The 26,753-nt window shown below is 58.9% G+C and carries 20 protein-coding genes; 15 read left to right on the plus strand and 5 right to left on the minus strand.

Annotation, left to right across the window (positions count from 1 at the left end):
- The first annotated feature begins 5 nt into the window (after window positions 1–5).
- The 10 genes from rlmN (at window position 6) to KGB18_RS18555 (ending at window position 11,036) form a co-directional block, all read left to right on the plus strand.
- Window positions 6–1,154 carry a 23S rRNA (adenine(2503)-C(2))-methyltransferase RlmN gene (gene rlmN, locus KGB18_RS18510; RefSeq protein WP_007903600.1) on the plus strand — a complete coding sequence of 383 codons (1,149 nt, stop codon included), beginning with the start codon at window positions 6–8 and terminating at the stop codon, window positions 1,152–1,154.
- A gap of 12 nt (window positions 1,155–1,166) precedes the next feature.
- A complete protein-coding gene (pilW, locus tag KGB18_RS18515) occupies window positions 1,167–1,925 on the plus strand; it encodes a type IV pilus biogenesis/stability protein PilW (RefSeq protein WP_007903601.1) in 759 nt (252 codons plus the stop codon).
- Window positions 1,925–2,944 (plus strand): helix-turn-helix domain-containing protein, encoded by a 1,020-nt coding sequence (locus KGB18_RS18520; RefSeq protein ID WP_223570327.1) that lies wholly within the window; start codon window positions 1,925–1,927, stop codon window positions 2,942–2,944. Before pilW ends, KGB18_RS18520 begins: the two co-directional genes overlap by 1 nt.
- A 3-nt stretch (window positions 2,945–2,947) precedes the next feature.
- The gene (gene ispG, locus KGB18_RS18525) at window positions 2,948–4,057 is read left to right on the plus strand and encodes a flavodoxin-dependent (E)-4-hydroxy-3-methylbut-2-enyl-diphosphate synthase (protein WP_007903603.1); all 1,110 of its coding nucleotides are present in this window, start codon (window positions 2,948–2,950) and stop codon (window positions 4,055–4,057) included.
- Between the two features lie 37 nt (window positions 4,058–4,094).
- Window positions 4,095–5,384, plus strand: coding sequence for a histidine--tRNA ligase (gene hisS, locus KGB18_RS18530; RefSeq protein ID WP_052967496.1), 1,290 nt, complete (start codon window positions 4,095–4,097; stop codon window positions 5,382–5,384).
- 40 nt (window positions 5,385–5,424) lie between these two features.
- Window positions 5,425–6,066 carry a tetratricopeptide repeat protein gene (locus KGB18_RS18535; RefSeq protein ID WP_007903605.1) on the plus strand — a complete coding sequence of 214 codons (642 nt, stop codon included), beginning with the start codon at window positions 5,425–5,427 and terminating at the stop codon, window positions 6,064–6,066.
- Window positions 6,059–7,210: an outer membrane protein assembly factor BamB gene (gene bamB, locus KGB18_RS18540; RefSeq protein WP_032830306.1), complete on the plus strand. Its 1,152-nt coding sequence runs from the start codon at window positions 6,059–6,061 to the stop codon at window positions 7,208–7,210. The genes KGB18_RS18535 and bamB overlap by 8 nt, the downstream gene beginning before the upstream one ends.
- A 135-nt stretch (window positions 7,211–7,345) precedes the next feature.
- Complete coding sequence (gene der, locus KGB18_RS18545; protein ID WP_038981746.1) at window positions 7,346–8,815, plus strand: ribosome biogenesis GTPase Der; 1,470 nt, start codon at window positions 7,346–7,348, stop codon at window positions 8,813–8,815.
- A gap of 293 nt (window positions 8,816–9,108) precedes the next feature.
- On the plus strand, window positions 9,109–10,257 hold the full coding sequence (locus KGB18_RS18550) for a pyridoxal phosphate-dependent aminotransferase (RefSeq protein WP_123719419.1): 1,149 nt from the start codon (window positions 9,109–9,111) through the stop codon (window positions 10,255–10,257).
- Entirely contained in the window at window positions 10,245–11,036 is a 792-nt protein-coding gene (locus KGB18_RS18555; protein WP_223570328.1) for an amidohydrolase, read from the plus strand. Before KGB18_RS18550 ends, KGB18_RS18555 begins: the two co-directional genes overlap by 13 nt.
- Before the next feature lie 80 nt (window positions 11,037–11,116).
- Here KGB18_RS18555 and leuA read toward each other — a convergent pair whose 3' ends face one another.
- Complete coding sequence (gene leuA / locus KGB18_RS18560) at window positions 11,117–12,796, minus strand: 2-isopropylmalate synthase (protein ID WP_050681792.1); 1,680 nt, start codon at window positions 12,794–12,796, stop codon at window positions 11,117–11,119.
- Between the two features lie 396 nt (window positions 12,797–13,192).
- On the opposite strand from leuA, the gene KGB18_RS18565 reads away from it, so the two are divergent.
- Entirely contained in the window at window positions 13,193–13,549 is a 357-nt protein-coding gene (locus tag KGB18_RS18565) for a hypothetical protein (RefSeq protein WP_223570329.1), read from the plus strand.
- Between the two features lie 136 nt (window positions 13,550–13,685).
- On the opposite strand, the gene KGB18_RS18570 is transcribed toward KGB18_RS18565, so the two are convergent.
- The 3 genes from KGB18_RS18570 to KGB18_RS18580 form a co-directional block, all read right to left on the minus strand.
- Complete coding sequence (locus tag KGB18_RS18570; RefSeq protein ID WP_201060489.1) at window positions 13,686–14,507, minus strand: peptidoglycan DD-metalloendopeptidase family protein; 822 nt, start codon at window positions 14,505–14,507, stop codon at window positions 13,686–13,688.
- Window positions 14,508–14,510: 3 nt separating this feature from the next.
- A complete protein-coding gene (gene xseA, locus KGB18_RS18575; RefSeq protein WP_223570338.1) occupies window positions 14,511–15,890 on the minus strand; it encodes an exodeoxyribonuclease VII large subunit in 1,380 nt (459 codons plus the stop codon).
- A gap of 137 nt (window positions 15,891–16,027) precedes the next feature.
- Window positions 16,028–16,924 (minus strand): LysR family transcriptional regulator, encoded by an 897-nt coding sequence (locus KGB18_RS18580; RefSeq protein ID WP_123719415.1) that lies wholly within the window; start codon window positions 16,922–16,924, stop codon window positions 16,028–16,030.
- A 100-nt stretch (window positions 16,925–17,024) separates the two neighbouring features.
- Here KGB18_RS18580 and KGB18_RS18585 point away from each other — a divergent pair, with 100 nt between their 5' ends.
- From KGB18_RS18585 to guaA, 4 genes are all read left to right on the plus strand, one after another.
- The gene (locus tag KGB18_RS18585) at window positions 17,025–17,792 is read left to right on the plus strand and encodes a sulfite exporter TauE/SafE family protein (RefSeq protein WP_123719414.1); all 768 of its coding nucleotides are present in this window, start codon (window positions 17,025–17,027) and stop codon (window positions 17,790–17,792) included.
- 183 nt (window positions 17,793–17,975) lie between these two features.
- On the plus strand, window positions 17,976–18,524 hold the full coding sequence (locus KGB18_RS18590) for a sugar ABC transporter ATPase (protein ID WP_223570330.1): 549 nt from the start codon (window positions 17,976–17,978) through the stop codon (window positions 18,522–18,524).
- Window positions 18,525–18,740: 216 nt separating this feature from the next.
- The gene (gene guaB, locus KGB18_RS18595; RefSeq protein ID WP_123358100.1) at window positions 18,741–20,210 is read left to right on the plus strand and encodes an IMP dehydrogenase; all 1,470 of its coding nucleotides are present in this window, start codon (window positions 18,741–18,743) and stop codon (window positions 20,208–20,210) included.
- A 93-nt stretch (window positions 20,211–20,303) separates the two neighbouring features.
- Complete coding sequence (gene guaA / locus KGB18_RS18600; RefSeq protein WP_007903619.1) at window positions 20,304–21,881, plus strand: glutamine-hydrolyzing GMP synthase; 1,578 nt, start codon at window positions 20,304–20,306, stop codon at window positions 21,879–21,881.
- 119 nt (window positions 21,882–22,000) lie between these two features.
- Here guaA and KGB18_RS18605 read toward each other — a convergent pair whose 3' ends face one another.
- The gene (locus KGB18_RS18605; RefSeq protein WP_223570331.1) at window positions 22,001–26,719 is read right to left on the minus strand and encodes a membrane-targeted effector domain-containing toxin; all 4,719 of its coding nucleotides are present in this window, start codon (window positions 26,717–26,719) and stop codon (window positions 22,001–22,003) included.
- Between the last annotated feature and the right edge of the window lie 34 nt (window positions 26,720–26,753).

The raw sequence follows: 26,753 nt of genomic DNA on the forward strand, positions 1-26,753 counted from the left end.
AATCCATGACTACATCGACTGTAAAAACCAACCTGCTGGGTCTGACTCAACAGGAAATGGAAAAATTCTTCGACTCAATCGGGGAGAAGCGTTTCCGTGCCGGTCAGGTAATGAAATGGATTCACCACCTTGGCGTTGATGATTTCGACGCCATGACGAACGTCAGCAAGGCCTTGCGCGACAAGCTCAAGGCCATTGCTGAAGTCCGCGGCCCCGAAGTGGTCAGCGAGGACATCTCCACCGATGGCACCCGTAAGTGGGTGGTGCGCGTGGCGTCCGGTAGCTGCGTCGAGACCGTGTACATTCCCCAGGGCAAACGCGGCACTCTGTGCGTTTCGTCCCAGGCAGGCTGTGCCCTGGATTGCAGTTTCTGCTCCACCGGCAAGCAAGGTTTCAACAGCAACCTCACCGCCGCCGAAGTGATCGGTCAGGTCTGGATTGCCAATAAATCGTTCGGCAGCATCCCGGCGACCGCCGACCGTGCCATCACCAACGTGGTGATGATGGGCATGGGTGAGCCGCTGCTGAACTTCGACAACGTCGTGGCCGCCATGCATCTGATGATGGATGACCTGGGCTACGGGATCTCCAAGCGCCGCGTGACCCTGTCCACTTCGGGCGTGGTGCCGATGATCGATGAGCTGTCCAAGCATATCGACGTGTCCCTGGCGTTGTCTCTGCACGCACCAAACGACGCATTGCGTAACCAATTGGTGCCGATCAACAAGAAATATCCGCTTAAGATGCTGCTCGAGTCGTGCCAGCGCTACATGTCGTCCCTGGGCGAAAAGCGCGTGCTGACCATCGAGTACACCTTGCTCAAGGACATCAACGACAAGGTTGAACATGCCGTTGAGATGATCGAGTTGCTCAAGAACATTCCGTGCAAGATCAACCTGATTCCGTTCAACCCGTTCCCGCATTCCGGTTACGAGCGCCCGAGCAACAACGCGATTCGCCGTTTCCAGGATCAGCTTCACCATGCAGGCTTCAACGTCACCGTACGCACCACCCGCGGTGAAGACATCGATGCCGCGTGTGGCCAATTGGTAGGGCAGGTGCTGGATCGCACCCGTCGCAGCGAACGTTATATCGCCGTGCGCGAGTTGAGCGCCGAAAACGATATCGCAACAAACGCCGCGAACAATAATTAAGAGAGGATCTCTATGTCCCTGCGCTTCGCGCTGCTTGTGCTGTTGGCCAGCCTCTGTGCTGGTTGTGTCCTGTCGGGCGATTTCAACCCGATGAAGACCAGCAAGGGCCGTGATGAAGCGCGTGCCGCCTACGTGCAGCTGGGCCTGGGGTATCTGCAGCAGGGCATGACCGAGCGTGCCAAAGTCCCGTTAAAGAAGGCTTTGGACCTGGATAGCTCGGATCCTGACGCCAACGCGGCCTTGGGGCTGGTGTTCCAGGCCGAGATGGAGCCGGAACTGGCCGATCAGCATTTTCGCAAGGCGCTGTCTTCGCGTCCCGCCGATGCGCGAATCCTGAATAACTACGGCAGTTTTCTTTTCGAAGAGAAACGTTACAAAGAGGCTTACGAACGCTTCGAACAGGCCGCCGCCGATACCCTGTATCCTGAGCGTTCACGGGTTTTCGAAAACCTGGGCATGACCGCTTCAAAGCTTGGCCAGCGTGATCTGGCCCGCCAGCAACTGGAAAAAGCCCTGCGTTTGAATCGCCAACAGCCACGTGCATTGCTGGAAATGGCTGAGTTGTCTTACGAAGACAGGCATTATGTGCCCGCGCGTGACTATTACGACCGTTTTAGCCTGCTCACCGAACAAAATGCACGTAGTCTATTGCTCGGCGTTCGGCTGGCAAAAGTGTTCGAAGATCGCGACAAGGCCGCCAGTTTTGGCCTGCAATTAAAACGACTCTATCCCGGTACGCCGGAATATCAGCAATACCTGTCGGAGCAATGATGAAAGCGGCGCATCCCGAAGTTGTAGCAGCGAATCGCGTTAACCCCGGTGAGACTTTGCGCCAGGCCCGCGAAAGCAATGGCTGGTCGCTGGCCGAAGTGGCCCTCAAGCTCAACCTCACCGTCAATTCCCTGAGTAATCTGGAAGCCGGCGCTTTCGACAAGCTGCCTGGGCACACCTTTGCCCGTGGCTATATTCGCGCGTATGCCAAATTGCTCGGCATGGACCAAACCGTTCTGGTCCAGCAGTTCGACCAATCCACCGGCACCGACTCCCAAGGCAGCAACGTCCACAGCCTGGGGCGTATCGAAGAGCCGGTTCGGGTTTCCCACACCATTTTGCGAATTGTCAGCCTGCTGTTGCTGCTCGCAGTGATTGGCGGTGGTTTTGTCTGGTGGCAGGATCAAACCTCATTGCGCACCAAGGACCTGACCGGCCTGGCTCCGGAACACGTTGAAGTCGAAGGCGCCGACGGCACCACCCAGATCCATCCACTGGACGAGCCGGAAGACCAGGCTGTTGCTCAAGGTCAGGCTGAAGGTGAAACGCCTCTTGCGCTGCCTCAGTCCGAGACTTCGGCCGAGGAGTCAGTCAGTGCCGAAACGAGCGCACCGGTTCCAGCGCCAGCGGCCCCAGCAGTAACGCCTGCGGCCCACAGCACTGCTCCGGTTGTTGCGACACCGGCGACACCAGCCCCGGCTGTTCCCGCTGTACCGGCACCGGTTGTTACTGCACCGATTGCTCCGACCGCCCCGGCTCCAGCAGTTGCGGTGGCTGGGCAAGGCCAGGTTCAACTGCAATTCACCGCCGATTGCTGGACGCAAGTGACCGATGGCACGGGTAAGGTGCTGTTGAGTGGTCTCAAGCGTAAAGGCGAAAATGTTACTCTCAGCGGCAAACCGCCTTTTTCCGTACGTCTGGGCTTCGCCCGTGGCGCGCAGGTCAGCTACAACGGGCAGGTGGTTGATGTCGCTCCGTTCACCAGTGGCGAGACTGCTCGCCTGAAGTTGGGTCAATAAGTCATGCACGGCGAATCTCCAATCAAACGTCGCGAATCCCGCAAAATCTGGGTCGGTAACGTGCCCGTGGGCGGCGATGCGCCTATCGCTGTGCAGAGCATGACCAACAGCGACACCAATGACGTGGCCGCCACCGTGGCCCAGATCAACCGTCTGGAAGCCGCTGGCGTCGATATCGTGCGGGTTTCCGTGCCGGACATGGACGCCGCCGAAGCCTTCGGCAAGATCAAGCAGTTGGTCAAAGTACCATTGGTGGCCGACATCCACTTCGACTACAAGATCGCTTTGCGCGTAGCCGAACTGGGCGTCGATTGCCTGCGGATCAACCCAGGCAATATCGGTCGTGAAGACCGCGTGCGTGCGGTGGTCGATGCTGCCCGTGATCGCGGGATTCCGATCCGCATCGGCGTCAACGCCGGCTCCCTGGAAAAAGACCTGCAAAAGAAATATGGCGAGCCGACTCCCGCTGCACTGGTCGAGTCCGCCTTGCGTCACGTTGAGCACCTCGAGCGCCTGAATTTCCAGGACTTCAAGGTCAGCGTGAAAGCCTCCGACGTATTCATGGCCGTCGCCGCCTACCGCTTGCTGGCCAAGGAAATCGTCCAGCCGCTGCACTTGGGCATCACCGAAGCCGGTGGTTTGCGTTCAGGCACGGTGAAATCCGCCGTGGGCCTCGGTATGCTGCTCGCCGAAGGGATTGGCGATACTATTCGCATCTCGTTGGCGGCCGACCCGGTCGAGGAAGTGAAAGTCGGCTACGACATTCTCAAATCCCTGCACCTGCGTTCCCGTGGCATCAACTTCATCGCCTGCCCGAGCTGCTCGCGGCAGAACTTCGATGTGGTCAAAACCATGAACGAGCTGGAAGGGCGCCTTGAAGACCTGCTGGTGCCGCTGGATGTCGCGGTGATCGGTTGCGTGGTCAATGGGCCGGGCGAAGCCAAGGAAGCCCATATCGGCTTGACCGGCGGCACGCCAAACCTGATTTACATCGACGGCAAGCCGTCGCAGAAACTGACGAATGACAATCTGGTGGATGAGCTTGAACGCTTGATCCGTCAGAAAGCGGCCGAAAAGGTCGAAGCCGACGCAGCTGTAATCGCTCGCGGCTGACCCTGACTAAAGAGCCGAATGAATTTAAGGATTTTAAGTGAGTAAGTCTCTGCAAGCCATTCGTGGCATGAACGACATCCTGCCCGAGCAGACTCCCCTGTGGCGTCATTTCGAGGGCACTGTTTCGCGTTTGCTGGATAACTACGGTTACAAGCAGATTCGCATGCCGATCGTCGAGTTCACCGAGCTGTTCAAACGCTCCATCGGTGAAGTGACCGACATCGTCGAAAAAGAGATGTACACCTTCGACGACCGCAACGGCGATTCTCTGACCCTGCGCCCTGAAGGCACGGCGGCCTGCGTGCGTGCGGTGCTTGAGCACGGCATCACCGGCGGCGGTCAGGTGCAGAAACTCTGGTACATCGGCCCGATGTTCCGTCACGAACGTCCACAGAAAGGTCGTTATCGCCAGTTCCACCAGATCGGTTGCGAAGTCTTCAACCTCGACGGTCCGGACATCGACGCCGAGCTGATCGTGCTGACCTGGCGCCTGTGGGGCGAGCTGGGTATCCGCGATGCGGTCAAGCTCGAACTCAACAGCCTGGGCACCAGCGAATCCCGTGGTCGTTATCGTGAAGCACTGGTCGAGTACCTGTCCGCTCGCCTGGATCAACTGGACGAAGACAGCCAGCGCCGTCTGAAGACCAACCCGCTGCGGGTTCTGGATACCAAGAACCCCGACACTCAAGCGGCGTTGGCCGACGCGCCAAAGATGGCCGACTACCTCGACGAAGAATCCCGCGTGCACTTCGAGGGCCTCAAGGCTCGTCTGGACGCCGCGGGCATTCCTTATGTGATCAACCCGAAGCTGGTTCGCGGGCTGGATTACTACAGCAAGACCGTTTTCGAATGGGTCACCGACAAGTTGGGCGCCCAAGGCACCGTGTGTGCCGGTGGTCGTTACGACGGTCTGGTGGAGCAGATGGGCGGCAAGCCGACCACAGGCGTTGGTTTCGCCATGGGCATCGAGCGTCTGGTGCTGCTGCTTGAAACCCTGGAGCAGATTCCCGAAGAGATCTCCCGTCAGGTCGATGTCTACCTCTGCGCCTTCGGTGAAGCCGCCGAGCTGGCCGGTCTGGCCCTGAGCGAGCGTGTTCGTGATCAATTGCCCAACCTGCGCCTGCAAGTCAATGCCGGCGCCGGCAGCTTCAAAAGCCAGTTCAAGAAAGCCGACAAGAGCGGTGCGCTGTACGCATTGATTCTCGGTGAGGACGAAATGGCCCAGCAAGTGGTAGGTTTCAAACCCCTGCGTGGCCAGGGCGAACAACAAAGCATTGCCTGGGATGCGCTTGCTGCACACCTGGCCACCTGCGTCGTGCAGGGTTGAAGCTGTCAAACAGCCGATTTAGCGATTAAGGAGTATTGGGGTGTCGAGTACCGAAGACGAACATCTGGCGGAGTTGAAGGACTGGTGGACACGCAACGGCAAGCCCCTGGTCACTGGCGGCCTGTTGGCGCTGGTCATCGTGTTCGGCTGGCAGGCCTTTCAGAAGTATCAGAGCAATCAGTCGCAAGGCGCCTCGATTCTCTATCAGCAATTGCTCGAAACTACGCTGACGCCTGATGGCAAGCCTGATGCTGCACGTGTTTCGGATCTGGCCGGCAAGCTCAACAGCGAGTTCGGCGGCACCGCTTACGCGCAATACGGCAGCCTGTTCGTGGCGAAAGTCGCGGTCGACAGCGGCAAGCTGGACGACGCAGCCAGCGAGCTGAAAGCCATTGTCGCCAAACCGGCCAATCCGGCACTCGGCGAAATTGCTCGTCAGCGCCTGGCGCAGGTACTGGCCGCGCAGAACAAGGTCGATGAAGCCCTGAAACTGCTCGAAGGCGATGCCGACAAAGCCTTCCTGGCCACTCGCGAAGAACTCAAAGGCGACCTGCTGGTGCAGTTGGGTCGTACCGACGAAGCGAACACGGCGTATCAAAAAGCCAAGGCGGCACTGTCGGATGAAGCGGCGGTCGGTGGCCTACAAATCAAGCTGGACGACCTGGCCAAAGGGGATGCGTGACGTGATCCGTTGGAAACATGCAGCATTGCTGGCTCTGGCCATATTGGCCGCGGGTTGCAGCAGCAACAGCAAAAAAGAATTGCCACCGGCCGAGTTGACCGACTTCAAAGAAGAAGTGGTTCTGCAAAAGCAGTGGAGTCGTTCGATCGGTGACGGTCAGGGCGAAACCTACAACATGCTGGTTCCGGCGATCGATGGCGATACCATCTATGCCGCCGACGTCACCGGTGTGGTGATGGCGATGGATCGCAGCAATGGCGACGTCAAATGGAAGAAAGATCTCGAACTGCCTGTCTCCGGCGCCGTCGGCGTGGGTTACGGTCTGGTCATGATCGGCACGCTCAAGGGCGAAATCGTTGCCCTGGACGCCAGCAGCGGTGAAGAGAAATGGCGCGCTCGCGTGACCAGTGAAGTGCTCGCGCCGCCGGCCACCAACGGTGACGTTGTTGTGGTTCAGACCCAGGATGACCGTCTGATCGGCCTGGATGCCGCTACCGGCAACCAGCGCTGGTTGTATGACAGCACGCCGGCGGTTCTGACCCTGCGCGGCACCAGCGCACCGATCGTCACCAACCGCCTCGCGGTGGCTGGCCTGTCGACCGGTAAAGTGGTTGCTCTGGATGTTTCCAACGGCGTGCCGGTATGGGAACAACGCGTAGCGATTCCACAAGGTCGTTCGGAACTGGAGCGTGTGGTCGATATCGACGGTGGCTTGCTTCTGTCCGGCGGTACACTGTACGTCGCCAGCTACCAGGGTCGTGTCGCGGCACTGGACCTGGAAAGCGGTCGTCAACTCTGGCAGCGTGATGCTTCCAGCTATGCCGGCGTTGCCCAGGGTTTTGGCAGCGTCTACGTGAGCCTGTCCGCAGGCACTGTTGAAGGCGTCGACGAACGTTCTACCACTGCTTTGTGGAGCAACGATTCACTGGCCCGCCGTCAACTGTCGGCTCCGGAAGTGTTCTCCAGCTATGTTGCAGTCGGTGATATGGAAGGTTACCTGCACCTGCTGAGTCAGGTGGACGGTCGTTTCGTCGGCCGCGAGCGCATCGACAGTGACGGCCTGCGTGCCCGTCCGCTGGTGGTGGGTGACACGATTTATCTGTATGGCAACAGTGGCAAACTGGAAGCCCTGACCATTAAGTAAAGACTATGCTTGGGGTTTAACCCCCAAGCGGCCCCGTTCTGCGGGGCTCGCAGTGCTTACAGGCGCTGCCCCGAGCACCAGCCGCTGCCTCGCAGCGGCTTTTGTATTTTCTGAAATAACGAAGTGGAGAGCCGCATGGTTCCCGTAATCGCCCTGGTGGGCCGACCGAACGTCGGCAAGTCCACCTTGTTCAACCGCCTGACCAGGACTCGCGACGCTATCGTCGGCGACTTGTCCGGTCTGACCCGTGATCGCCAGTACGGTGAGGCCAAGTGGCAAGGGCGTTCCTACATTCTGGTCGACACCGGCGGTATCTCCGGTGACGAGCACGGTATGGACGAAAAAATGGCCGAGCAGTCGCTGCTGGCCATTGAAGAAGCAGATGTCGTTCTATTCCTGGTAGATGCCAAGGCCGGTTTCACCGCGGCCGACCAGATGATCGCCGAGCACTTGCGCAAGCGTAACAAGCGTTCTTACGTGGTTGCCAACAAGGTCGACAACATCGACCCTGAAATGGCCCGCGCCGAATTCGCCCCATTGGGCATGGGCCACGCGATCCCGATCGCCGGTGCTCATGGTCGTGGCATCACCCAGATGCTGGAAATCGCCCTGAGCGACTTCCCGAAAGACGAAGAAGAACCGGAAGAAGGCGAAGAAGAGATCGTTGCCGAAGGTGAGGAAGCCAAGCGCATTCCTGGCCCAAGCGAAAAAGACGGTATCAAGATCGCAATCATCGGTCGCCCGAACGTCGGCAAGTCGACCCTGGTCAACCGCATGCTCGGTGAAGACCGGGTTATCGTTTATGACCAGCCCGGCACCACTCGCGACAGCATCTACATCCCGTTTGAACGTAACGACGAGAAGTACACGCTGATCGACACCGCTGGTGTGCGCAAGCGCGGCAAGATCCACGAAGAAGTCGAAAAATTCTCCGTGGTCAAAACCCTGCAGGCGATCAAAGACGCCAACGTGGTGATCTTCGTGATGGACGCCCGCGAAGGCGTGGTGGACCACGACCTCAACCTGCTGGGCTTTGCCATTGAGTCGGGTCGTGCGCTGGTGATCGCGATCAACAAGTGGGACGGCATGACGCCGAGCGAGCGCGACTTCGTGAAGGTCGAGCTGCAACGTCGACTGTTCTTCGTTGACTACGCCGACATTCACTTCATCTCGGCCCTGCACGGCACGGGCGTGGGCAACCTCTACGCCTCCGTACAGAACTCGTTCAAGTCTGCGGTCACCCGCTGGCCAACCAACCGCCTGACCCAGATTCTGGAAGATGCGGTTGGCGAGCACGCGCCACCGATGGTCAACAACCGCCGGATCAAACTGCGTTATGCCCACTTGGGTGGTGCTAACCCGCCGATCATCGTGATCCACGGTAACCAGATCGAGAAGGTGCCGAAGTCTTACGTCCGTTACCTGGAAAACACTTACCGTCGTGTGCTCAAGCTGGTCGGTACGCCGATCCGCATCGAGTTCAAGGGCGGCGAGAACCCGTACGAAGGCAACAAGAACTCGCTTACCGACCGCCAGGTCAACAAGAAACGCCGCATGATGTCGCACCACAAAAAGGCCGACAAAAAGCGCCGCGACAAGCGCTGATTCACGGATCGCCCACGCCGCTGGTGTGGGCCATTTGTGGCGAGGGGGCTTGCCCCCGTTCGACTGCGAAGCAGTCGCAAATCGATCAATGGGTTTCATCAGAAGCACCTCGATTACAGGTTTTGGGGCCGCTTCGCGACCCAACGCGGGCAAGCCCGCTCACCACAGGTTATGCGGTGAATGTTTTAGAAGAAGGGCGCCGGTTGGCGCCCTTTTTTTATGGGCGCCGTTTGGGCTATTCTCGAGCTCTCCCGTGCCGTCGTAGAGCCGGGTGTAGAGCCGGGGAATCACCGATGATCACCAGTAAGCTGCCGAATGTCGGCGTCACTATCTTCACGCAGATGTCTCAGCTCGCGGCGCAAACCGGGGCGATCAATCTGTCTCAAGGGTTTCCCGATTTCGACGGCCCGCAGGCCCTGCGCGATGCAGTCGGTCGGCATATCGCCAGTGGTCACAATCAGTATTCGCCGATGACCGGCTTGCCGGTGTTGCGTCAGCAGATTGCAGCAAAGATCGCTCGCAGCTACGGCGCCCATGTCGATGCCGACAATGAAGTGACGGTCACCCCCGGCGCGACTCAGGCAATCTTCTGCGCCATTCAGGCGGTGATCCATAGCGGTGACGAAGTCATCGTGTTTGATCCGGCCTACGACAGTTATGAACCTTCGGTGGAGCTGGCCGGTGGCCGTTGCGTGCATGTGCAACTGGGCCTGAAAGACTTTGCCATCGACTTCCAGAAGCTCGCTGAGGCCATTACGCCGCGCACGCGGATGATTATCCTCAATACCCCGCACAACCCCAGCGGAGCACTGATCAGCCGTGCCGAGCTGGATCAACTGGCGGCGTTGATCCGCGACCGCGACATCTATGTGATCAGCGACGAAGTCTACGAGCACCTGGTATTCGACGGCGTGCCTCACGTCAGCGTATTGGCCCACGAAGAGCTCTATCAACGCGCATTTGTGGTCAGTTCGTTCGGCAAGACCTACCACGTCACCGGTTGGAAAACCGGTTATGTAGTGGCGCCGCCAGCCCTCACCGCAGAGCTGCGCAAGGTTCACCAGTACGTCAGTTTCTGCGGCGTGACGCCGTTGCAATATGCCTTGGCCGATTACATGGCCGAGCACCCGGAACACGTCGAAGAGTTGCCGGACTTCTATCAGGCCAAGCGCGATCTGTTCTGCGATCTGCTGACACCGTCACGCTTCAGTTTCACCCGCGTGGCCGGTACTTACTTCCAGCTGGTCGATTACTCGCAGATTCGCCCGGACCTCAATGACGTCGAGATGGCGCTGTGGATGACCCGCGAACATGGCGTCGCGAGCATTCCGATCTCGGTGTTCTACCAGACTCCACCGGTCGGCCAGCGCCTGGTGCGCCTGTGCTTTGCCAAACGCGAGGAGACCCTGCGTGAAGCAGCGGCAAAACTATGCGTGATCTGAGTGCTCTGCCCAATCTGAATGTTGCGCTGATCCAGACCACCCTGGCCTGGCATGATCGTCAGGCCAATCTGCAGCATTTCGAGCCCTTGCTGGAACAGGCTCGCGGCGCTGACCTGATCATTCTTCCTGAGATGTTCACCACCGGTTTCTCCATGGAATCGGAAGCCCTAGCCGAGCCGGAAAATGGCCCTACCAGTAAATGGCTGCGGGTTCAGGCGGCGAAACTGGACGCGGTGATCACCGGCAGCATCATCGTCCAGGTGGCTGACGGCAGCCATCGCAATCGTCTGTTGTGGGCGCGGCCGGACGGGGAGGTGTGGCACTACGACAAGCGTCATCTGTTCCGCATGGCGGGTGAGCACAACCATTTCACCCCGGGCGAGCGTCAGGTGCAGTTCGAATTGAAGGGCTGGCGAGTGCGGCCGCTGATTTGCTACGACCTGCGTTTCCCGGTCTGGAGCCGCGACCCTCAAGACACCGACTTATTGCTGTACACCGCCAATTGGCCGGGCGCCCGGCGCCAGCACTGGAACCGTCTGCTGCCGGCACGGGGGATCGAAAACCTTTGCTATGTGGCGGCGGTGAACCGCATCGGTACTGATGGCAAAGGCTTTGCGTATACCGGTGACAGTCAGGTGCTGGATTTTCAGGGCGAGACGTTGCTCAGCGCAGGCGATGCCGATGGGGTCTTCAAGGTTGTTCTGGACGCGGCGGAGTTGGCGGCTTATCGCGCACGGTTTCCGGCGAATCTGGATGCGGATACCTTCGAGTTCACGTAACTGATCGTTCCCACGCAGAGCGTGGGAACGATCAGGCCCCGAGGTTCACACCCCGGGGCCTTTTGCATTGCCGCGCAGACTTACGCCGCTTTCGCTTCCGGCTGGCTCAGGGAGCGGTTCAGAGCGCTGAACAGGGCCTTGAAGCTGGCGGTGGTGATGTTTTCATCGATACCGACGCCGTGCACCGCACGCTCACCATTCACCCGCAGTTCAATGTAGGCCGCTGCCTTGGCATTGGTGCCCGCGCCGATGGCGTGTTCGTTGTAGTCCATGATTTCCACCGGGATCGGCAGACCGGCCACCAGCGCTTCCAGAGCGCCGTTGCCCTTGCCACGCCAGTGCAGGTTGGTTTCACCCTGACCTTTGCTGGAGACTTCCACTTCCACGGCGCTGTGACCGTTTTCTTCCTGCAAACGATGGCTGACCAGCGCGTACGGGGTGTTGGCCTGCAAGTACTCGCTGTGCAGCAGCGCGTGGATCTGCTGGGCAGTCATCTCCAGGCCCAGGCGATCGGTTTCACGCTGTACGACCTGACTGAACTCGATCTGCATGCGGCGCGGCAAGTTGATGCCGTATTCCTGTTCCAGCAGGTAAGCGATACCGCCCTTGCCCGACTGGCTGTTGACGCGAATCACCGCCTCATAGCTGCGGCCGATGTCGGCCGGGTCGATCGGCAAGTACGGCACTTCCCACAGGGCGTCCGGTTTCTGCTGGGAGAAGCCCTTGCGGATCGCATCCTGGTGCGAGCCAGAGAACGCGGTGTGAACCAGGTCGCCGACATACGGGTGACGTGGGTGCACCTGGATCTGGTTGCATTCTTCGACGACTTTGCGCACGCCGTCGATATCGGAAAAGTCCAGTTCAGGGTGGATGCCCTGGGTGTAGAGGTTCAATGCCACGGTCACCAGGTCGACGTTACCGGTCCGCTCGCCGTTGCCGAACAGGCAACCTTCGACACGGTCGGCGCCGGCCATCAGGCCCAGTTCGGTGGCGGCTACGCCAGTGCCACGGTCGTTGTGGGTGTGCAGGCTGATGATCACGCTGTCACGACGGTTGATGTGGCGGCCGAACCATTCGATCTGGTCGGCATAGATGTTCGGGGTGGCGCATTCGACGGTGGCAGGCAGGTTGAGGATCACCTTGTGCTCAGGCGTCGGGTTCCACACTTCGATCACCGCGTCGCAGACTTCCTTGGCGAATTCCAGTTCGGTGGCGCTGAAGGTTTCTGGCGAGTACTCGAAGGTCCACTCGGTTTCCGGCTGCTGGGCGGCGTATTTGACGAACAGCTTGGCGGCGTTCACGGCGATGGCCTTGATCCCGTCCTTGTCCTGGTTGAAGACAATGCGGCGGAAGGAAGGGGAGGTCGCGTTGTACAGGTGAACGATGGCTTTCTTGGCACCGCGCAGGGATTCGAAGGTACGTGCGATCAAGTCTTCACGGCCCTGGGTCAGCACCTGAATGGTGGTGTCGTCCGGGATGTGGCCGTCTTCGATCAGCGTACGCACGAAGTCGAAGTCGGTTTGCGAAGCGGCCGGGAACGAGGCTTCGATTTCTTTCACGCCGACTTGCACCAGGGTTTTCCAGAAACGCAGCTTCTTGACCGCGTCCATGGGCTCGATCAGCGACTGGTTGCCGTCACGAAGGTCCGAGCTGCACCAGATCGGCGCTGCGGTGATGGTCTTCGATGGCCAGGTGCGGTCCGGGATATCGATGGTCGGGAACGCGCGGTATTTCGAAGACGGGTCTTTGAGCATGCTCATCGGAAAATCCTTATTGTGTGGGCCGAAAAAAGGCGGCCTGCCGGTGGATCAAATGTTCTGGGGATAAAGCGTAAGACGAGGCACCGCGATTCAGCCTGGCAGTCGTGCGCTGACGAGGCACAGGCTGCGGTGCTGGCGAAGCTGAATGAGGGTGTGAGAGGTTTTCATGCCTTCAACCCTAACCGCGGGGGGAAAGGATGGCAAGCAGTCGAAAAAAATTGAGAGGAATACTCGAAAAGTCGAGTTTATTGAGATTTTGTTGCGGTGAATGGCAGGGATTGTATTGATGTTTGCGCGAGGTTTGAGCGATGCGCAATTGAAGGTTGGCGATTGCAGTTCGGTCGACGCAGCTATTCTTAAAGCCTCAACCAGACGACCAGAAAGCAGGAGTTGGCAATGAACGAGTCGGATTGGAAGCTCTATAGCGCACTGCGTCCGGTAGCCCATGAGCGGATGTGTATCCGGATCATGGAGGAGGTCGAGCGCACGGTGCTGGATAAAAGCCTGGCGCCTTATGAGCGTATTGAAGCCAGTGAAGAAAGGCTGAAGGCCGGTCAGCAGGAGCTGTATTGGGCGTTTGGCGTTTTCAGTCACTCACGCAATGAGGCGCCTGCTCATTTGCTGGGGCTGTGTACTCATGAGCTGATCACATCTGAAGAGTTGGCTGGTTTCTCGGAGGAAACTCAGACCTGGATCAAAGAGCGTCTGATGCACAGGGAGGTCCACGGGATTGAGGACCTTGAGGCGGAATAAGCGGTGCCAATGAGGCCGCCTTCGCGAGCAGGCTCGCTCTCACATTTGATCTTCATGAGACACAGATATTGTGTACGACGAAATCCATTGTGGGAGCGAGCCTGCTCGCGATGAGGCCATCAGCCTCAACAACTATTTAAGGCTGGAACGCCCCAATAAAAATCGCCGGATCCACCCGCGCATCATTCAGGCTGATGTTCCAGTGCATATGCGGCCCGGTCGCGCGCCCGGTGGAGCCGACTTTGCCGACCACGCCACCACGGGCCAGTTGCTGGCCGACCTTCACGTCGATCTTCGACATATGGCAGAACATGCTGATAAAGCCCTGGCCGTGGTCGACGAATACCGTATTGCCGTTGAAGAAGTAGTTACCAATCAGGATCACCTTGCCGGCGGCCGGGGTTTTGATCGGCGTGCCGGCAGGCACCGCGAAGTCGAGGCCTGCGTGGGGATTGCGTTCTTCTCCATTGAAAAAGCGGCGCACGCCAAACTTGCTCGACAGCGGCCCGTTGACCGGTTTGTCCAGCAGCAGATTGCTCGGGGTGTTCGGGCTGAAGCTGCGGTAGGCCTGGATCTGCTCCGCCAGCTCGCCCTCGATGCGCTTGAGATTCTCCGGGTTCGGATTGACCTGCTGAGTGTTTTTCAGGGTGATGTGCTGTTCCGGGTATTTCTTGCCGCCGACGGTGAAGCTCAGGTTACGACCACCACTGCTAAGCGACTGGCTGCCCGGTTTGACGGTCAGCGGCACGCCGACGATGGCCAGCCAGTTGTTCTGTTCCTTGACCACCAATACCGGTTTGCCTTGATAGCTGGCTTTGGGTGCCTGGGCGGAGCTGCCCAGATCCACCACCGCCACGCCACCCGGCACCGGTTTGTTCAACAGGCGGGTGATGTAACTGTCGGCGTGGGCGTTGAACGTCAGGCACAGCAACAGCAGCGGAGCTAAAAAACGCGGCATGGATCAATCCAGTAAAGAAAGGGTGACAGGCGTCAGGTGATTGTCTTCGACGCGCACTTGCAGCTCGCCTTCGCCCAGTTTGGCTTTCAGGCGTTGGCCGGTATGGGTCTGCGCGGCGCTACGAATCGCGTTGCCGCGCTCGTCCAGCAGAATGCTGTAGCCACGCGCGAGGGTCGCCAAGGGGCTGACCACATGCAGCGTCTGCATCTGACTTTGCAGTTGCAGCCGGCGGGATTTAAGCCCTTCACGCATGGCTCGGGGCAGGCGCTCGGCGAGGCTGTCGAGGCGCTGGCGAAGCAACGCCAATTGCCGCCCCGGATGTTGGCCAGCGAGGCGGGTTTCCAGACGGATCAAACGTTCGCGACGGGTATTGAGGCTGCGTTCGAAAGCGCGGCGCATGCGCATGTCCAGGTCATCCAGGCGTTGTGCTTGCTGACGCAGTCGTTCGCCAGGATGACGCAGGCGCCGGGCCATGCCTTCCAGACGCAACCGGTCGCGCATCAAGCGGTCGCGGATGCGCATCACCAGGCGCCGGTGCAGACTTTCGACACGACGCACCAGATCGCTGGAATCCGGCGCGAGCAGTTCGGCCGCGGCGGACGGTGTCGGGGCGCGGACGTCGGCGACGAAGTCACTGATCGACACGTCGGTTTCGTGGCCGACGGCGCTGACAATCGGCGTCACGCAGGCATCCACGGCGCGGGCCACGGCTTCTTCGTTGAAACACCAGAGGTCTTCCAGTGAGCCGCCACCACGGGCCAGGATCAGCGCGTCGAAACCGCGGGCATCCGCCAGTTTCAGCGCGCGGACAATCTGCGCGGTAGCTTCGCGGCCTTGCACGGCGGTGGGGATCAGCGTCAGTTGGATCTGCGGCGCGCGGCGGCGGAACACACTGATGATGTCGCGGATCACCGCGCCGGTGGGCGAGCTGATGATGCCGATGCGTTGCGGGTGCGCCGGCAGCGGCACTTTGCGCTCGGCACTGAACAGGCCTTCGGCGCTGAGCTTTTCCTTCAACGCATCGAAGGCCAGACGCAGGGCGCCGTCACCGGCCGGTTCCACTGTGTCGAGAATCAGCTGGTAATCGCCACGGCCTTCAAACAGCGAAACCTTGCCGCGAACCTTGACCGCCAAGCCGTCCTTCAGCGCCTGGCGAACCCGCGCGGCGTTCTGCCGAAACAGCGCGCAACGCACTTGGGCGCCGCTGTCCTTGAGGGTGAAATACACATGGCCGGACGCCGGGCGGGCGAGGTTGGAGATTTCGCCTTCGACCCAGATGTTGCTGAACACGTCTTCGAGCAACACCCGCGCGCGGCCGTTGAGCTGGCTGACAGTCAGGACTTCCCGGTCCAGGCCGAGTCTTGCAAAGGGATCTTTAATCATGGGGCGCATGATAAAGGCAATCTCCTGCGCAATGCACGATCCCCTGTAGGAGCTGCCGCAGGCTGCGATCTTTTGATCTTGAATTTCGGCGAGGCTGAAATTGCTGAAGATCAAAAGATCGCAGCCTTCGGCAGCTCCTACGCCGATTGGGTGAAGTGCTGAATGAATTGCTGAACCAGAGCAGTGGGACTCTGCCGATAGGCGAGGGCGACGGTGCTTTGGCAATCGGGGTCGGCCAAGGGGAGAAAGTGGATATCCGGCGGTGCGATGTCCTGCATCGATTCCGGTAGCAGCGCGATACCGAATCCGGCCTGGATCAATTGCAGTTGCGTGGTTTTGCGCGACACCACCCGCGCCGCCTGGGGAAAGAACCCCTGGCGCATGCACAACTCGGCGGACAGATAGCTCAGGCCGCCACGCTGTGGATGAGGGATGGAAATAAACGCTTCATTCTTCAACTGCGCCAGATCGATGCCTTGCGCGGACTTATCCACAGCCAACCGATGATTCGGCGGCACCGCCAGCAACAGGCGCTCGCTGTACAGCGGAACAATCTGCACCCCTTCACGCTGACGCAGCACCGGCAGGCGCAACAGGCCCACATCGAGGCGACCTTCGGCCAATTCTTCCAGTTGCGCCTCGGAGGACAGTTTGACGATGTCCATGGACACACCGGCGTGCCGATCCAGATAGACGCTGATGCCTCGCAACAGCCGACCGCTCATGGGCACCGTGCTGGAGTGACTCAGGCGCAACACGCCGAGTTGACCGGTGCCCACCTGAGTAGCCATTTCGCTGGCCTTGGTCAGTTCGTTCAGCAGGTTTCTCGCCCGAGGCAAAAAGGCTTCACCTGCCGCCGTCAAACGGGGCTGGCGTGCGGTGCGTTCGAACAGCGGCGTTTGCAGACGGGTTTCCATGTCCTTGATCTGCCGGCTCAAGGCGGATTGAGCAATAAACAGTCGTTCGGCTGCAGCGCTGAAGCTGCCGCTCTCGGCGATTTCCACGAAGTAGCGCAATTGACGGGTTGAAAGCACGAGACATGCCTTTTTGAGATGGGTAGATGGCCTTGAAGATATTAGTCGCAACGCTCGGCGCTGGCTAAAGTCATCACAGAAATTAAAGGAAGCCGTGACGATGAGTGTGCTGGAGTTGTTAAACCAATGGCCGTGGGGGGCGGTGGATTGGCTGGTGATCGGGTTGGGCGTTGCCCTGGCCTACATCGTGTTCGGCATCGCCGGTTTTGGCACCGCGCTGGTGGCCGGGCCGATTCTGATCCTGTTCATGCCGCTGTCGAAAATCGTGCCGCTGCTGGTGCTGCTGGACTTCGTCGCGGCGTTCGGCAATTTGCTGCCCTCGCGACGGGATGTGGCGAGGCCCGAATTGCTGCGGCTGCTGCCATGTATGGCGGTAGGCTGCACGTTGGGAGTGATATTTCTGCTGAACCTGAAATCCGATGTTTTGCTGCTGTTGATGGGGCTGTTTATCAGTGCCTATGCGATTTACAGCCTGTGGATTAAAACCCGTCCGGCGCAATTGTCCGCCGGGTGGGCGGTGCCGATGGGCACGGTGGGCGGGATGTTCGGGGCGCTGTTTGGCAGTGGCGGCTTTTTATATGCGATCTATTTGAACAGTCGGCTGCCCAAGGACGCAGCCCGGGCAACCCAGAGTGCGCTGATCAGTTGCAGCACCGTGGTGCGTTTGAGCCTGTTTGCCGTCGCCGGTGTGTATGCCGAGCTACCCTTGTTGGTATTGGCGCTGTGTTTGTTGCCGGCGATGGCGCTGGGGTTGTGGATCGGTCGGCGGTTGATCATGAAATTGTCCCGCGAGGCATTCGTGCGGCTGGTGACCTGGCTGGTACTGGCCAGCGGGATTGCCTTGATCGGGCGCTATTTGAGTACTTGACCGGATTTCGTCAGGGATTAAGCTGCCGGCCGTCCTGACGCCATCGCGGGCAAGCCCGCTCCCACAAGGATCTCAGGTGAGCACAAATGTGTTTACAACCGAGATCGTGTGGGAGCGGGCTTGCCCGCGATGGCGTCAGGACGAACACCGCAGAACATCCTTTTGACGCAGTAGGCTTGCACCATGAACTCGCAAAGCATCATCGTCCCGAAAATCTCCACCCTGCCGGTGCACGAACCCCGGGCCCGGGCGGTCGTGCGTTGGCTGGTGCGCAAGAACATCATTAAAGAAGAACTGACCACCTGTGGTCGCACCGGCAATCGCATGGCCCACGCCATCGCCGACGGTGCCCGTGCGGTGGTCCTGCACCCTGAAGCGCTGCCGTTCGGCGAGCCGATCAATGGCCTGGAAATCATCACCAAGCGCTGCATCTATACACCGGCCAAGGGATTTCTCGAAGAGGCCGGCTGCGCCGAGTGCCGCAAGGAAATCGGCGAAGCGCTGTTCGAAAGCCTGGAAGAGTGGATGCCGGGGCGCACCGATAACTTCACGTGCCCTGAATGCGGGCATGAAGACGACATCAACGGGTTTCTGTTCTTGCAGGAGTGCGGCTTTTCCAACCTGGGCTTCATCTTCAACAACTGGCTCGAGGCCGGGTTCAAGCAGAGCTTTATCGACGAATTTGCCGATTGGCTGGATCAACCTGTGAGCTGGGTCAAGGTCGAACTCTGAACGCGGGCGCCTTTGCAGGAGCTGCCGAAGGCTGCGATCTTTTGATCTTGTTTTTGAAAATCAAAGTCAAAAGATCGCAGCCTTCGGCAGCTCCTACAGAGACGTCGTTTTTCCGTATGTCAGTAATGCCAATAATAGACAGAGTTTTACATTGAACCCGAGGGGGTGTCTGACTATAATGGCGCGCTTCCATTTTCCCGCTCGGGAGCCCCCGCGATGCTGCGTATCAGCCAAGAAGCTCTGACCTTCGACGACATTCTTTTAGTGCCCGGTTATTCCGAGGTTCTTCCTAACGAAGTCAGTCTCAAGACCCGCCTTACCCGTGGCATCGAGCTGAATATTCCACTGGTTTCTGCTGCCATGGACACCGTTACTGAAGCCCGTTTGGCAATTGCCATGGCTCAGGAAGGTGGCATCGGTATCATCCACAAGAACATGACCATCGAGCAGCAAGCTGCCGAAGTGCGTAAGGTCAAACGGTACGAGGCCGGCGTGGTCAAGGACCCGATCACCATCGAGGCTGACGCCACGGTTCGTGAACTGTTCGAACTCACCCGCCTGCACAACATCTCCGGCGTTCCGGTACTGCACGATGGCGACCTGGTCGGCATCGTCACTTCCCGTGACGTGCGTTTCGAAAACCGCATGGACGCCAGCGTCCGTGAAGTGATGACGCCTAAAGAGCGTCTGGTCACGGTCAAGGAAGGCGCCGACAAGAACGACGTCCGTGAGCTGTTGCACAAGCACCGTATCGAACGCGTGCTGATCGTCGACGACAAATTCGCCCTCAAAGGCATGATGACCGTCAACGACATCGAAAAAGCCAAGGCTTACCCACTGGCCAGCAAGGACGATCAAGGTCGTCTGCGCGTTGGCGCTGCAGTCGGTACCGGTAAAGACACTGGTGACCGCGTAGCTGCCCTGGTTCACGCTGGTGTTGACGTAGTAGTGGTCGACACTGCTCACGGTCACTCCAAAGGCGTGATCGACCGCGTTCGCTGGGTCAAGCAGAACTTCCCTGAAGTGCAGGTCATCGGCGGCAACATCGCCACCGGCGCTGCCGCCAAGGCCCTGGCCGAAGCCGGCGCTGACGCAGTCAAGGTCGGTATCGGCCCTGGCTCGATCTGCACCACCCGTATCGTCGCCGGTGTCGGCGTCCCGCAAATCAGCGCCATCGCCAACGTCGCCGCTGCCCTTGAAGGCACTGGCGTTCCGTTGATCGCCGACGGCGGCATCCGTTTCTCCGGTGACCTGTCCAAGGCCATCGTTGCCGGTGCTTCCTGCGTGATGATGGGCTCGATGTTTGCCGGTACTGAAGAAGCGCCGGGCGAGATCGAACTGTTCCAGGGCCGTTCGTACAAGGCTTACCGCGGCATGGGTTCGCTGGGCGCCATGTCCCAGGCTCAAGGTTCCTCCGACCGTTACTTCCAGGACTCCTCGGCAGGCGCCGAGAAACTGGTTCCGGAAGGCATCGAAGGGCGTGTTCCGTACAAGGGCACCCTGAGCGCCATCATCCATCAACTGATGGGTGGCCTGCGTTCTTCCATGGGCTACACCGGTAGCGCCGATATCGAAGAAATGCGCACCAAGCCTGAGTTCGTGCGGATCACCGGCGCTGGCATGGCCGAGTCCCACGTTCACGACGTGCAAATCACCAAAGAAGCGCCAAACTACCGCGTAGGTTGAGGCTTCCAGCAATAAGTTAAGTAACCGGGGCTGTTTTCAGCCCCGAGTTGTTTCTGATTCTCTTCACCGAACTGCATAGACGAGACTGACCACATGGCCCTCGACATTCACGCCCACCGCATCCTGATCCTCGACTTCGGTTCCCAGTACACCCAGCTGATTGCCCGCCGCGTGCGTGAAATCGGCGTGTACTGCGAACTGCATCCGTTCGACATGGACGACGAAGCGATTCGCGAATTCGCTCCAAAAGGCGTCATTCTCGCCGGCGGCCCCGAGTCCGTGCACGTAGCCGACAGCCCGCGCTGCCCGCAAGCGGTGTTTGACCTGGGCGTACCGGTCTTCGGTATCTGCTACGGCATGCAGACCATGGCTGAACAGCTGGGTGGCAAGGTCGAAGGTTCCGAGCTGCGTGAGTTCGGTTATGCCCGCGTTGACGTGGTCGGCAAGAGCCGTCTGCTCGATGGCATCGAAGACCATATCGACGCCGATGGCCTGTTCGGCCTCGACGTATGGATGAGCCACGGTGACAAGGTCACCAAGATGCCGGAAGACTTCCACATCCTGGCCAGCACCCCAAGCTGCCCGATTGCCGGCATGTTCAACGATGCTCGCGGCTACTACGGCGTGCAGTTCCACCCGGAAGTGACCCACACCAAGCAGGGCGGTCGCATCCTCTCGCGCTTCATCCTCGACATCTGCGGCTGCGAAGCCCTGTGGACACCTTCGAAGATTGCGGAAGACGCCATCGCCCAGGTCCGCGCCCAGGTTGGTACCGACAACGTATTGCTCGGCTTGTCCGGCGGCGTTGACTCCTCGGTGGTTGCCGCGCTGCTGCACAAGGCCATCGGCGACCAGCTGACCTGCGTGTTCGTCGACAACGGCCTGCTGCGCCTGCACGAAGGCGAGCAAGTGATGGCCATGTTCGCCGAGAACATGGGCGTCAAAGTGATTCGCGCCAACGCCGAGGACCAGTTCCTCGACAACCTGGCTGGCGAAAGCGACCCAGAGAAGAAGCGCAAGATCATTGGCCGTACCTTCATCGACGTTTTCGATGCCCAGTCCAACAAACTGGATAACATCAAGTACCTCGCCCAAGGCACCATCTACCCGGACGTGATCGAGTCGGCTGGCGCGAAAAGCGGCAAGGCGCACGTGATCAAGTCGCACCACAACGTGGGCGGCCTGCCGGAAGAAATGAACCTCAAGCTGGTTGAACCGCTGCGCGAGCTGTTCAAGGACGAAGTCCGTCGTCTGGGCCTGGAACTCGGCCTGCCGTACGACATGGTCTACCGTCACCCGTTCCCGGGCCCAGGCCTGGGTGTGCGGATCCTCGGTGAAGTGAAGAAGGAATACGCCGACCTGCTGCGTCGCGCCGACCACATCTTCATCGAAGAGCTGCGCAAGGCCGACTGGTACCACAAGGTCAGTCAGGCATTCGTGGTGTTCCAGCCGGTGAAATCGGTTGGCGTTGTCGGCGATGGCCGTCGTTACGCCTGGGTCGTTGCCCTGCGTGCCGTGGAAACCATCGACTTCATGACCGCGCGTTGGGCACACCTGCCTTACGAACTGCTGGAAACCGTCAGCGGCCGCATCATCAATGAAATCGAAGGCATCTCCCGCGTCACCTACGACGTGTCGAGCAAGCCGCCAGCGACCATTGAGTGGGAATGATCGTGATTGAGCCTGTGAACTCAGGCTCAAAACGATAGTGACAAAAGAAGCCCCCGATCGAGAGATCGGGGGCTTTTTGCGTTTCAGGGGTTGTGTACCTTGTAGAAACGGATGATGAGTTAAAGCGGCAAGCGGCCTTCGAGGTCCATGCCCATACGGCTCAGGGCCCAGGACAGTTCGACGATGTCGGCATAAGGCACCTGGTGCACTTCGGTCCATGAGGGGCGATTGATCAGATACTTGCCGTCAACTGTACGCTCGACCAGTGTTCGTGCAATTCGGCCATCCCTTCCGCGATGAATCAGCGTCCAACCGCCGTCCGACTTCTCGAAAGTGAACATGCCTTGGCGGAACAGCAGTCGCTCGAGCTCCTCCGGTGTCCTTTCGAGCAAGGGCAGTGGCGTCTGCAGACTCAGGTCGGCAAACAGGGTGTCGGAATCTCCCCTAATGGATTCGTGTTGCGAGCCAAAACCGCGTCCTATCTCAATCCCCCGATCCGTTTCGATCAGCAAGTTTTCTTCCGGTAGCACCTCTTCAATGCGCAAACCAATACCACCCTGCATTTCACTGATGCCAGGCATGCCGCGAAAGGTGTTCAAGTTTTCCTGATCCGTCAGCACCACCCATTTTCCAGCCCCGTTGAGCGATTCATTGGCCTGCATGATGGTGTGGGTGAGGTAGGTTTTTATGGCTTGTTCATGCATGTCGGGAAGTGGCGAGGCGGGGTAGCGGTAACTCGCCAGACAATCCGTTGCCTGTATTCGAATGCGGTTGTGTTGAGCGACCTTGACCACTTCAAGCGGCGTGAACCGTCCGGAAGGATCGCTTTGCAGCTGTCGTAGAGACTTCTCAAGGTCGTCGGACATTTCCCCGCTTCTGAAAAACTGATTGAGATCCAGTTGACTGAAATCGTTGAGCAGGCGATGGAAATAGAGCGTCTTGACCTCCTTTTGGGCCAGGATCGGCATGTTCTCGATAAGAAACCGCATGCTGGCAATGCGATCCTGGCTTTCGCCGATGACCAAGCCTGGTGCGGCGTTAAAAATCTCCGGAATCAGTTCTGCGGCGGTGGTCGATGGTGTCACGACAGGAAGCGCCGGGCGCGCGGGCAATGAACCAGTTAACCCACTACGGGAAAAGAACTGTCGGGCGTCCCGTGACAGGTTTGCGCGATGGGCTGCGACGTATTCGTCGTAAGTGGACATCCCGCGCAGATGTCCATCGGGCTGGCGCATGATTTTGATGTGAGTTTCTCTTATGCCCAGCGCCAGTTTTCTGAGACGGAGTCCGCCCGAAGCATCGTACCGAGTGGCGGGACGGCTCAGGGTGGCCAGCGGTGGATTTTGAACAGTGACCTGGGACGTTCCTGGCTGCGTGTTGCCGCCGCCCTTGAGTTCGGCTCGGGGGGCCAGCTCCCATTCGCCCTGAGCATTGAGGCGTACCGGTAGAGATCCTGAAAACGCGTTCGGTCGTTCAGGATCAATGATGGCCCAAGTGCCGCCGCCATTGACGTCGGCTTCGTAGCGCACGTAATAGGCCGTGTCATCCAGCATGATGGCAGTTGAAGGGTTGGCGTCGAGTTGATAGATGCCCTGGAATTTTCCGGAATCGGTGCCGGGTGTTTTGTCCTCCAGCAGTTCGTTGGCCTGCCAGTTGTCTGGAATGCCCGATCGCTGGATTTCAGGCAGCGACCGAGGAAGGTTTTCGATCAGCGATCCTGCTTCGTCAACCTCGCCAGCCACTTCCGGCCAGCCCATGGGCTTCATCCCCTTTGCAGTCAATGCCTCTTTGAGTTCATCGAGGTTGTCCACAGTCATGGATTCATAGGCTGGCCGAAGCGGGGTATCCAGGTTGAGCCTTCCACCGGGTGTCGATCTAACGGAGCTCTCTACAATTTCGTTATTGGCGTTGCGATAAACCACCAGCACGTTGCTTCTGAAGCGCTGAAAGGTGAACATTCCCGACTCCGGCAACAGCGCTCTCAGATCCTGCGGGGGCCGGTAGGCCCATGGGGTTTCCATCTGAACGCGCCAGTCGCCTTTGATCAGGTCATGGATGCTGTCGAAATCAGTTCCGTCTGACACGTCATAAACAGGGGAGTCCGGATAGTCTGCATATTCCACTGCTAGCCCGGGATCGGAGCCGATGGGTTGTGCCTGCCCCGGCACTACATCATCGATACGAAGGCTCAGGGCATCGGTCTGTTCGCTGATGCCCCGGTAGCCTCTGAACGTCGCCATGTTTTCCTGATTGACCAGGGCAATCCATTTGGCCGGCTCTTTCAGTTCTTCATTGAAGTGGATGACCTCGCTGGCAAAAAAACTCCTGGTCATCTGGTAATCCGATTCCCAGTTAAAAGCATCTTTATTGATGTTGTAGGTCGTCGACATGTCGATAGCTTGAACCCGAATGTGCTGGGCATTGGCGGCTTTCACCAGCGCGAGCAAATTGAATTTGCCATCGGGATCGTTGCCGGCCTTGATGTCGAGTTTCCTCAAGTAGTTTTCCAGTTCTTCCGGCATTTCGCCGGTTCGCGCGAAGGCATCCAGTTCAAGTTGGTTGGCGTTCGCCAGCAGCTCCTGCAAGTACAGGGTTTTCACCCCGCGCTGGGCCAGCGCGGGCATGTTATCGATCAGGAACTGTTTGCTGCCGATGCTGCCTTGACTCTCACCGACGACTAACCCCGGCTTTCCCGTGAATGCAGCATCGAGCAGATTGGTGGACGTTTCGAACAGTTGTGCTGTAGGTATCGGTAGACGAGGACTGGGTGGATTAAGCTCGTAATACACCTTTGCGTCACTGACCAGGTTGCTGCGAGGTTCTTCCTGCGCCAGGTCAAACTCGCTCAAGGAGCCTGTGAGTTCGTCCATAGGGGACATGAATACACTACGGGCGCCGACTGTATCTACATCGGACATGAGCACACTGCGCACGTCTATTGAGCCGATTGTCCATACCCTTCTGAACAGGCCGCGAACGTCTGCCCCACCGAGTGCCCAGGCTCTCATCTCGGGGTCTTCGAGGCCGGGCACATGAATGCTCGGCGTTCGTGCCCATTCTTCGACAACGGGTTCAGCTGATACGCCAGCGGTCGCAATGGGCGGTACGTTCATGCCGCCCCTCAGCCCCAGTCGCGGGATGATTTGCCACTTGCCTTCGGCGTCCAGGCGCACGGGAATCGTGCCCGAGAATGCATCGGGCTTGGCCGGGTCGACAATGGCCCAGCTACCACGGCCGTTTATGTTGGTTTCATAGCGCACGTAATAAGCATTGTCGTTGAGCTTGATAGCGCTCGAAGGGTTGGACGCGAGGCGATAAGTCCCTTGAAATTTGCCCGGTTCACGAACCAGCGCATTGTCATCGAGTGACACATCGATCTTGAAAGTCTCTGGCACCTTCACAGCAGGCTCGGTCTCGCCCGCTGCTTCAATGGTGACCTCGGTCGGCGTCGGTCCCGGGCTTTTGACGGGTAGTGTCGATTCCTTCAGATCGGCCATTTCTTTCGCTTCGGCAGCGTCGATTTCCGGGCCGACTTCCTCAAGCGAGCCCGGACCTTTGAGGACTAAAAGGTTAAACAGCAAATCTATGCTGCTGAGCACCGCGCCAAGGACGCCGGCCTTGCGTTCCTCGGTGGTTTTTCCATTGACCGCCTGATCGATGTTCAAGCCCAGGCTGACGATGCTGGCGCCGACCACTGGCAGTGCAATCGGCCAGCCGACGACCGCCATCGGACCGAGCACTCTCACCCCCGCGCTGAGGTAGCCGATCCAGAGTTTTTTGCGTAGATCGCCATTGGATGTCAGCGAGAGTTCGGCTTCGGCGAACATCGCAGCTTTGGTCGAGTCGCCCAACCAGCTAAACGCATCGCCGGTGACAGCCTGGTTCTTTTGATTGATCAGGTGATGGTCGTACTTGCCCCAGGTGCTGACCAGCCGGTTCATGATATCGGTGATGTTCTCGGCGACGGTCTGGCGATCGGCCAGGGAAAAATGCGTCATGAACGCCTGGCGCGCATCTTCCGTGTTCATCCGCTGCAACATCCAGTAGTGCATGTCTATCGCGGTTTCCAGCACCTGAAAGGCGTCGGTTTCACCGGGCAGGTAAACAATCTGCCGGCCCTTGGGCGCGACAAAACGAAGAATGTTGTTGGCCATGTAGCCATCGACATCCAGGGTTCGAACGCTGTCAGCGCAGGGGTGTTGTGATTGCAGCAACTGCAGGCTGACAGGCCAGGTAATCGGGCCAATGACCGCATTGGTGACGAACTGGAAGTCCTTTTCACTCAACTGGCGTTTATCACGCGCCTGCAGGGCTTTGATAAGAAAATTGCACTTGGCCAGGGTACGGAAGTCGGTGCCGGAATCGTTCCAGAACGCGGTTAGCTTATCGGTATAGCGCGTGCTGAAATCAATGCTCCAGAAGTCCTTCAAAACCTCATTGCCATGCAGGCGCACTTCGTTGGTTTCATTGAAATCGCCAGTTTTCGGGCCGACGGTATAGAAGCCCGCATAGACATCCAGCAAGTCGGCGTTGTCCTGGTCAGCGACGCGGAAGCGATGGATCACCAGCTGCGTCAGGGTCATGGAACTGGTGGGCGTTGCCTTGACGTGTTCCCAACCGGTGAAGGCTTTCGAGCTGCTTTGGGACGCGTCGAATCGGTGGAAGTACACCTGATCCGGATCGAGGTCGACGATGTCATATTTTTTCAGCAGGTCACTGGCAACTTCGTGCGCCGTGTCTTGCAGGCTGGGGCACGTCTGGATGACGCTGGTGGCGATTGCCTTGAGCGCTGCCTTGTCGGCAGCATTGGGCAGTGGGCGGGTTTCGATCGGGTTCATGCTCTCTATCCTTGAGAAATGGGCATCGAGGATG

Origin of the sequence: Pseudomonas sp. BF-R-26, from assembly GCF_019947395.1 — a bacterium.
GTDB lineage: Bacteria > Pseudomonadota > Gammaproteobacteria > Pseudomonadales > Pseudomonadaceae > Aquipseudomonas > Aquipseudomonas farris.

Excerpts from the sequence above, each read along its gene's own strand:
- rlmN (WP_007903600.1), top strand. The coding sequence starts at position 6 with ATGACTACATCGACTGTAAAAACCAACCTGCTGGGTCTGACTCAACAG.
- pilW (WP_007903601.1), top strand. The coding sequence starts at position 1,167 with ATGTCCCTGCGCTTCGCGCTGCTTGTGCTGTTGGCCAGCCTCTGTGCT.
- KGB18_RS18520 (WP_223570327.1), top strand. The coding sequence starts at position 1,925 with ATGAAAGCGGCGCATCCCGAAGTTGTAGCAGCGAATCGCGTTAACCCC.
- ispG (WP_007903603.1), top strand. The coding sequence starts at position 2,948 with ATGCACGGCGAATCTCCAATCAAACGTCGCGAATCCCGCAAAATCTGG.
- bamB (WP_032830306.1), top strand. The coding sequence starts at position 6,059 with ATGCGTGACGTGATCCGTTGGAAACATGCAGCATTGCTGGCTCTGGCC.
- der (WP_038981746.1), top strand. The coding sequence starts at position 7,346 with ATGGTTCCCGTAATCGCCCTGGTGGGCCGACCGAACGTCGGCAAGTCC.
- KGB18_RS18550 (WP_123719419.1), top strand. The coding sequence starts at position 9,109 with ATGATCACCAGTAAGCTGCCGAATGTCGGCGTCACTATCTTCACGCAG.
- KGB18_RS18555 (WP_223570328.1), top strand. The coding sequence starts at position 10,245 with ATGCGTGATCTGAGTGCTCTGCCCAATCTGAATGTTGCGCTGATCCAG.
- leuA (WP_050681792.1), bottom strand. The coding sequence starts at position 12,796 with ATGAGCATGCTCAAAGACCCGTCTTCGAAATACCGCGCGTTCCCGACC.
- KGB18_RS18565 (WP_223570329.1), top strand. The coding sequence starts at position 13,193 with ATGAACGAGTCGGATTGGAAGCTCTATAGCGCACTGCGTCCGGTAGCC.
- KGB18_RS18570 (WP_201060489.1), bottom strand. The coding sequence starts at position 14,507 with ATGCCGCGTTTTTTAGCTCCGCTGCTGTTGCTGTGCCTGACGTTCAAC.
- xseA (WP_223570338.1), bottom strand. The coding sequence starts at position 15,890 with ATGATTAAAGATCCCTTTGCAAGACTCGGCCTGGACCGGGAAGTCCTG.
- KGB18_RS18585 (WP_123719414.1), top strand. The coding sequence starts at position 17,025 with ATGAGTGTGCTGGAGTTGTTAAACCAATGGCCGTGGGGGGCGGTGGAT.
- KGB18_RS18590 (WP_223570330.1), top strand. The coding sequence starts at position 17,976 with ATGAACTCGCAAAGCATCATCGTCCCGAAAATCTCCACCCTGCCGGTG.
- guaB (WP_123358100.1), top strand. The coding sequence starts at position 18,741 with ATGCTGCGTATCAGCCAAGAAGCTCTGACCTTCGACGACATTCTTTTA.
- guaA (WP_007903619.1), top strand. The coding sequence starts at position 20,304 with ATGGCCCTCGACATTCACGCCCACCGCATCCTGATCCTCGACTTCGGT.
- KGB18_RS18605 (WP_223570331.1), bottom strand. The coding sequence starts at position 26,719 with ATGAACCCGATCGAAACCCGCCCACTGCCCAATGCTGCCGACAAGGCA.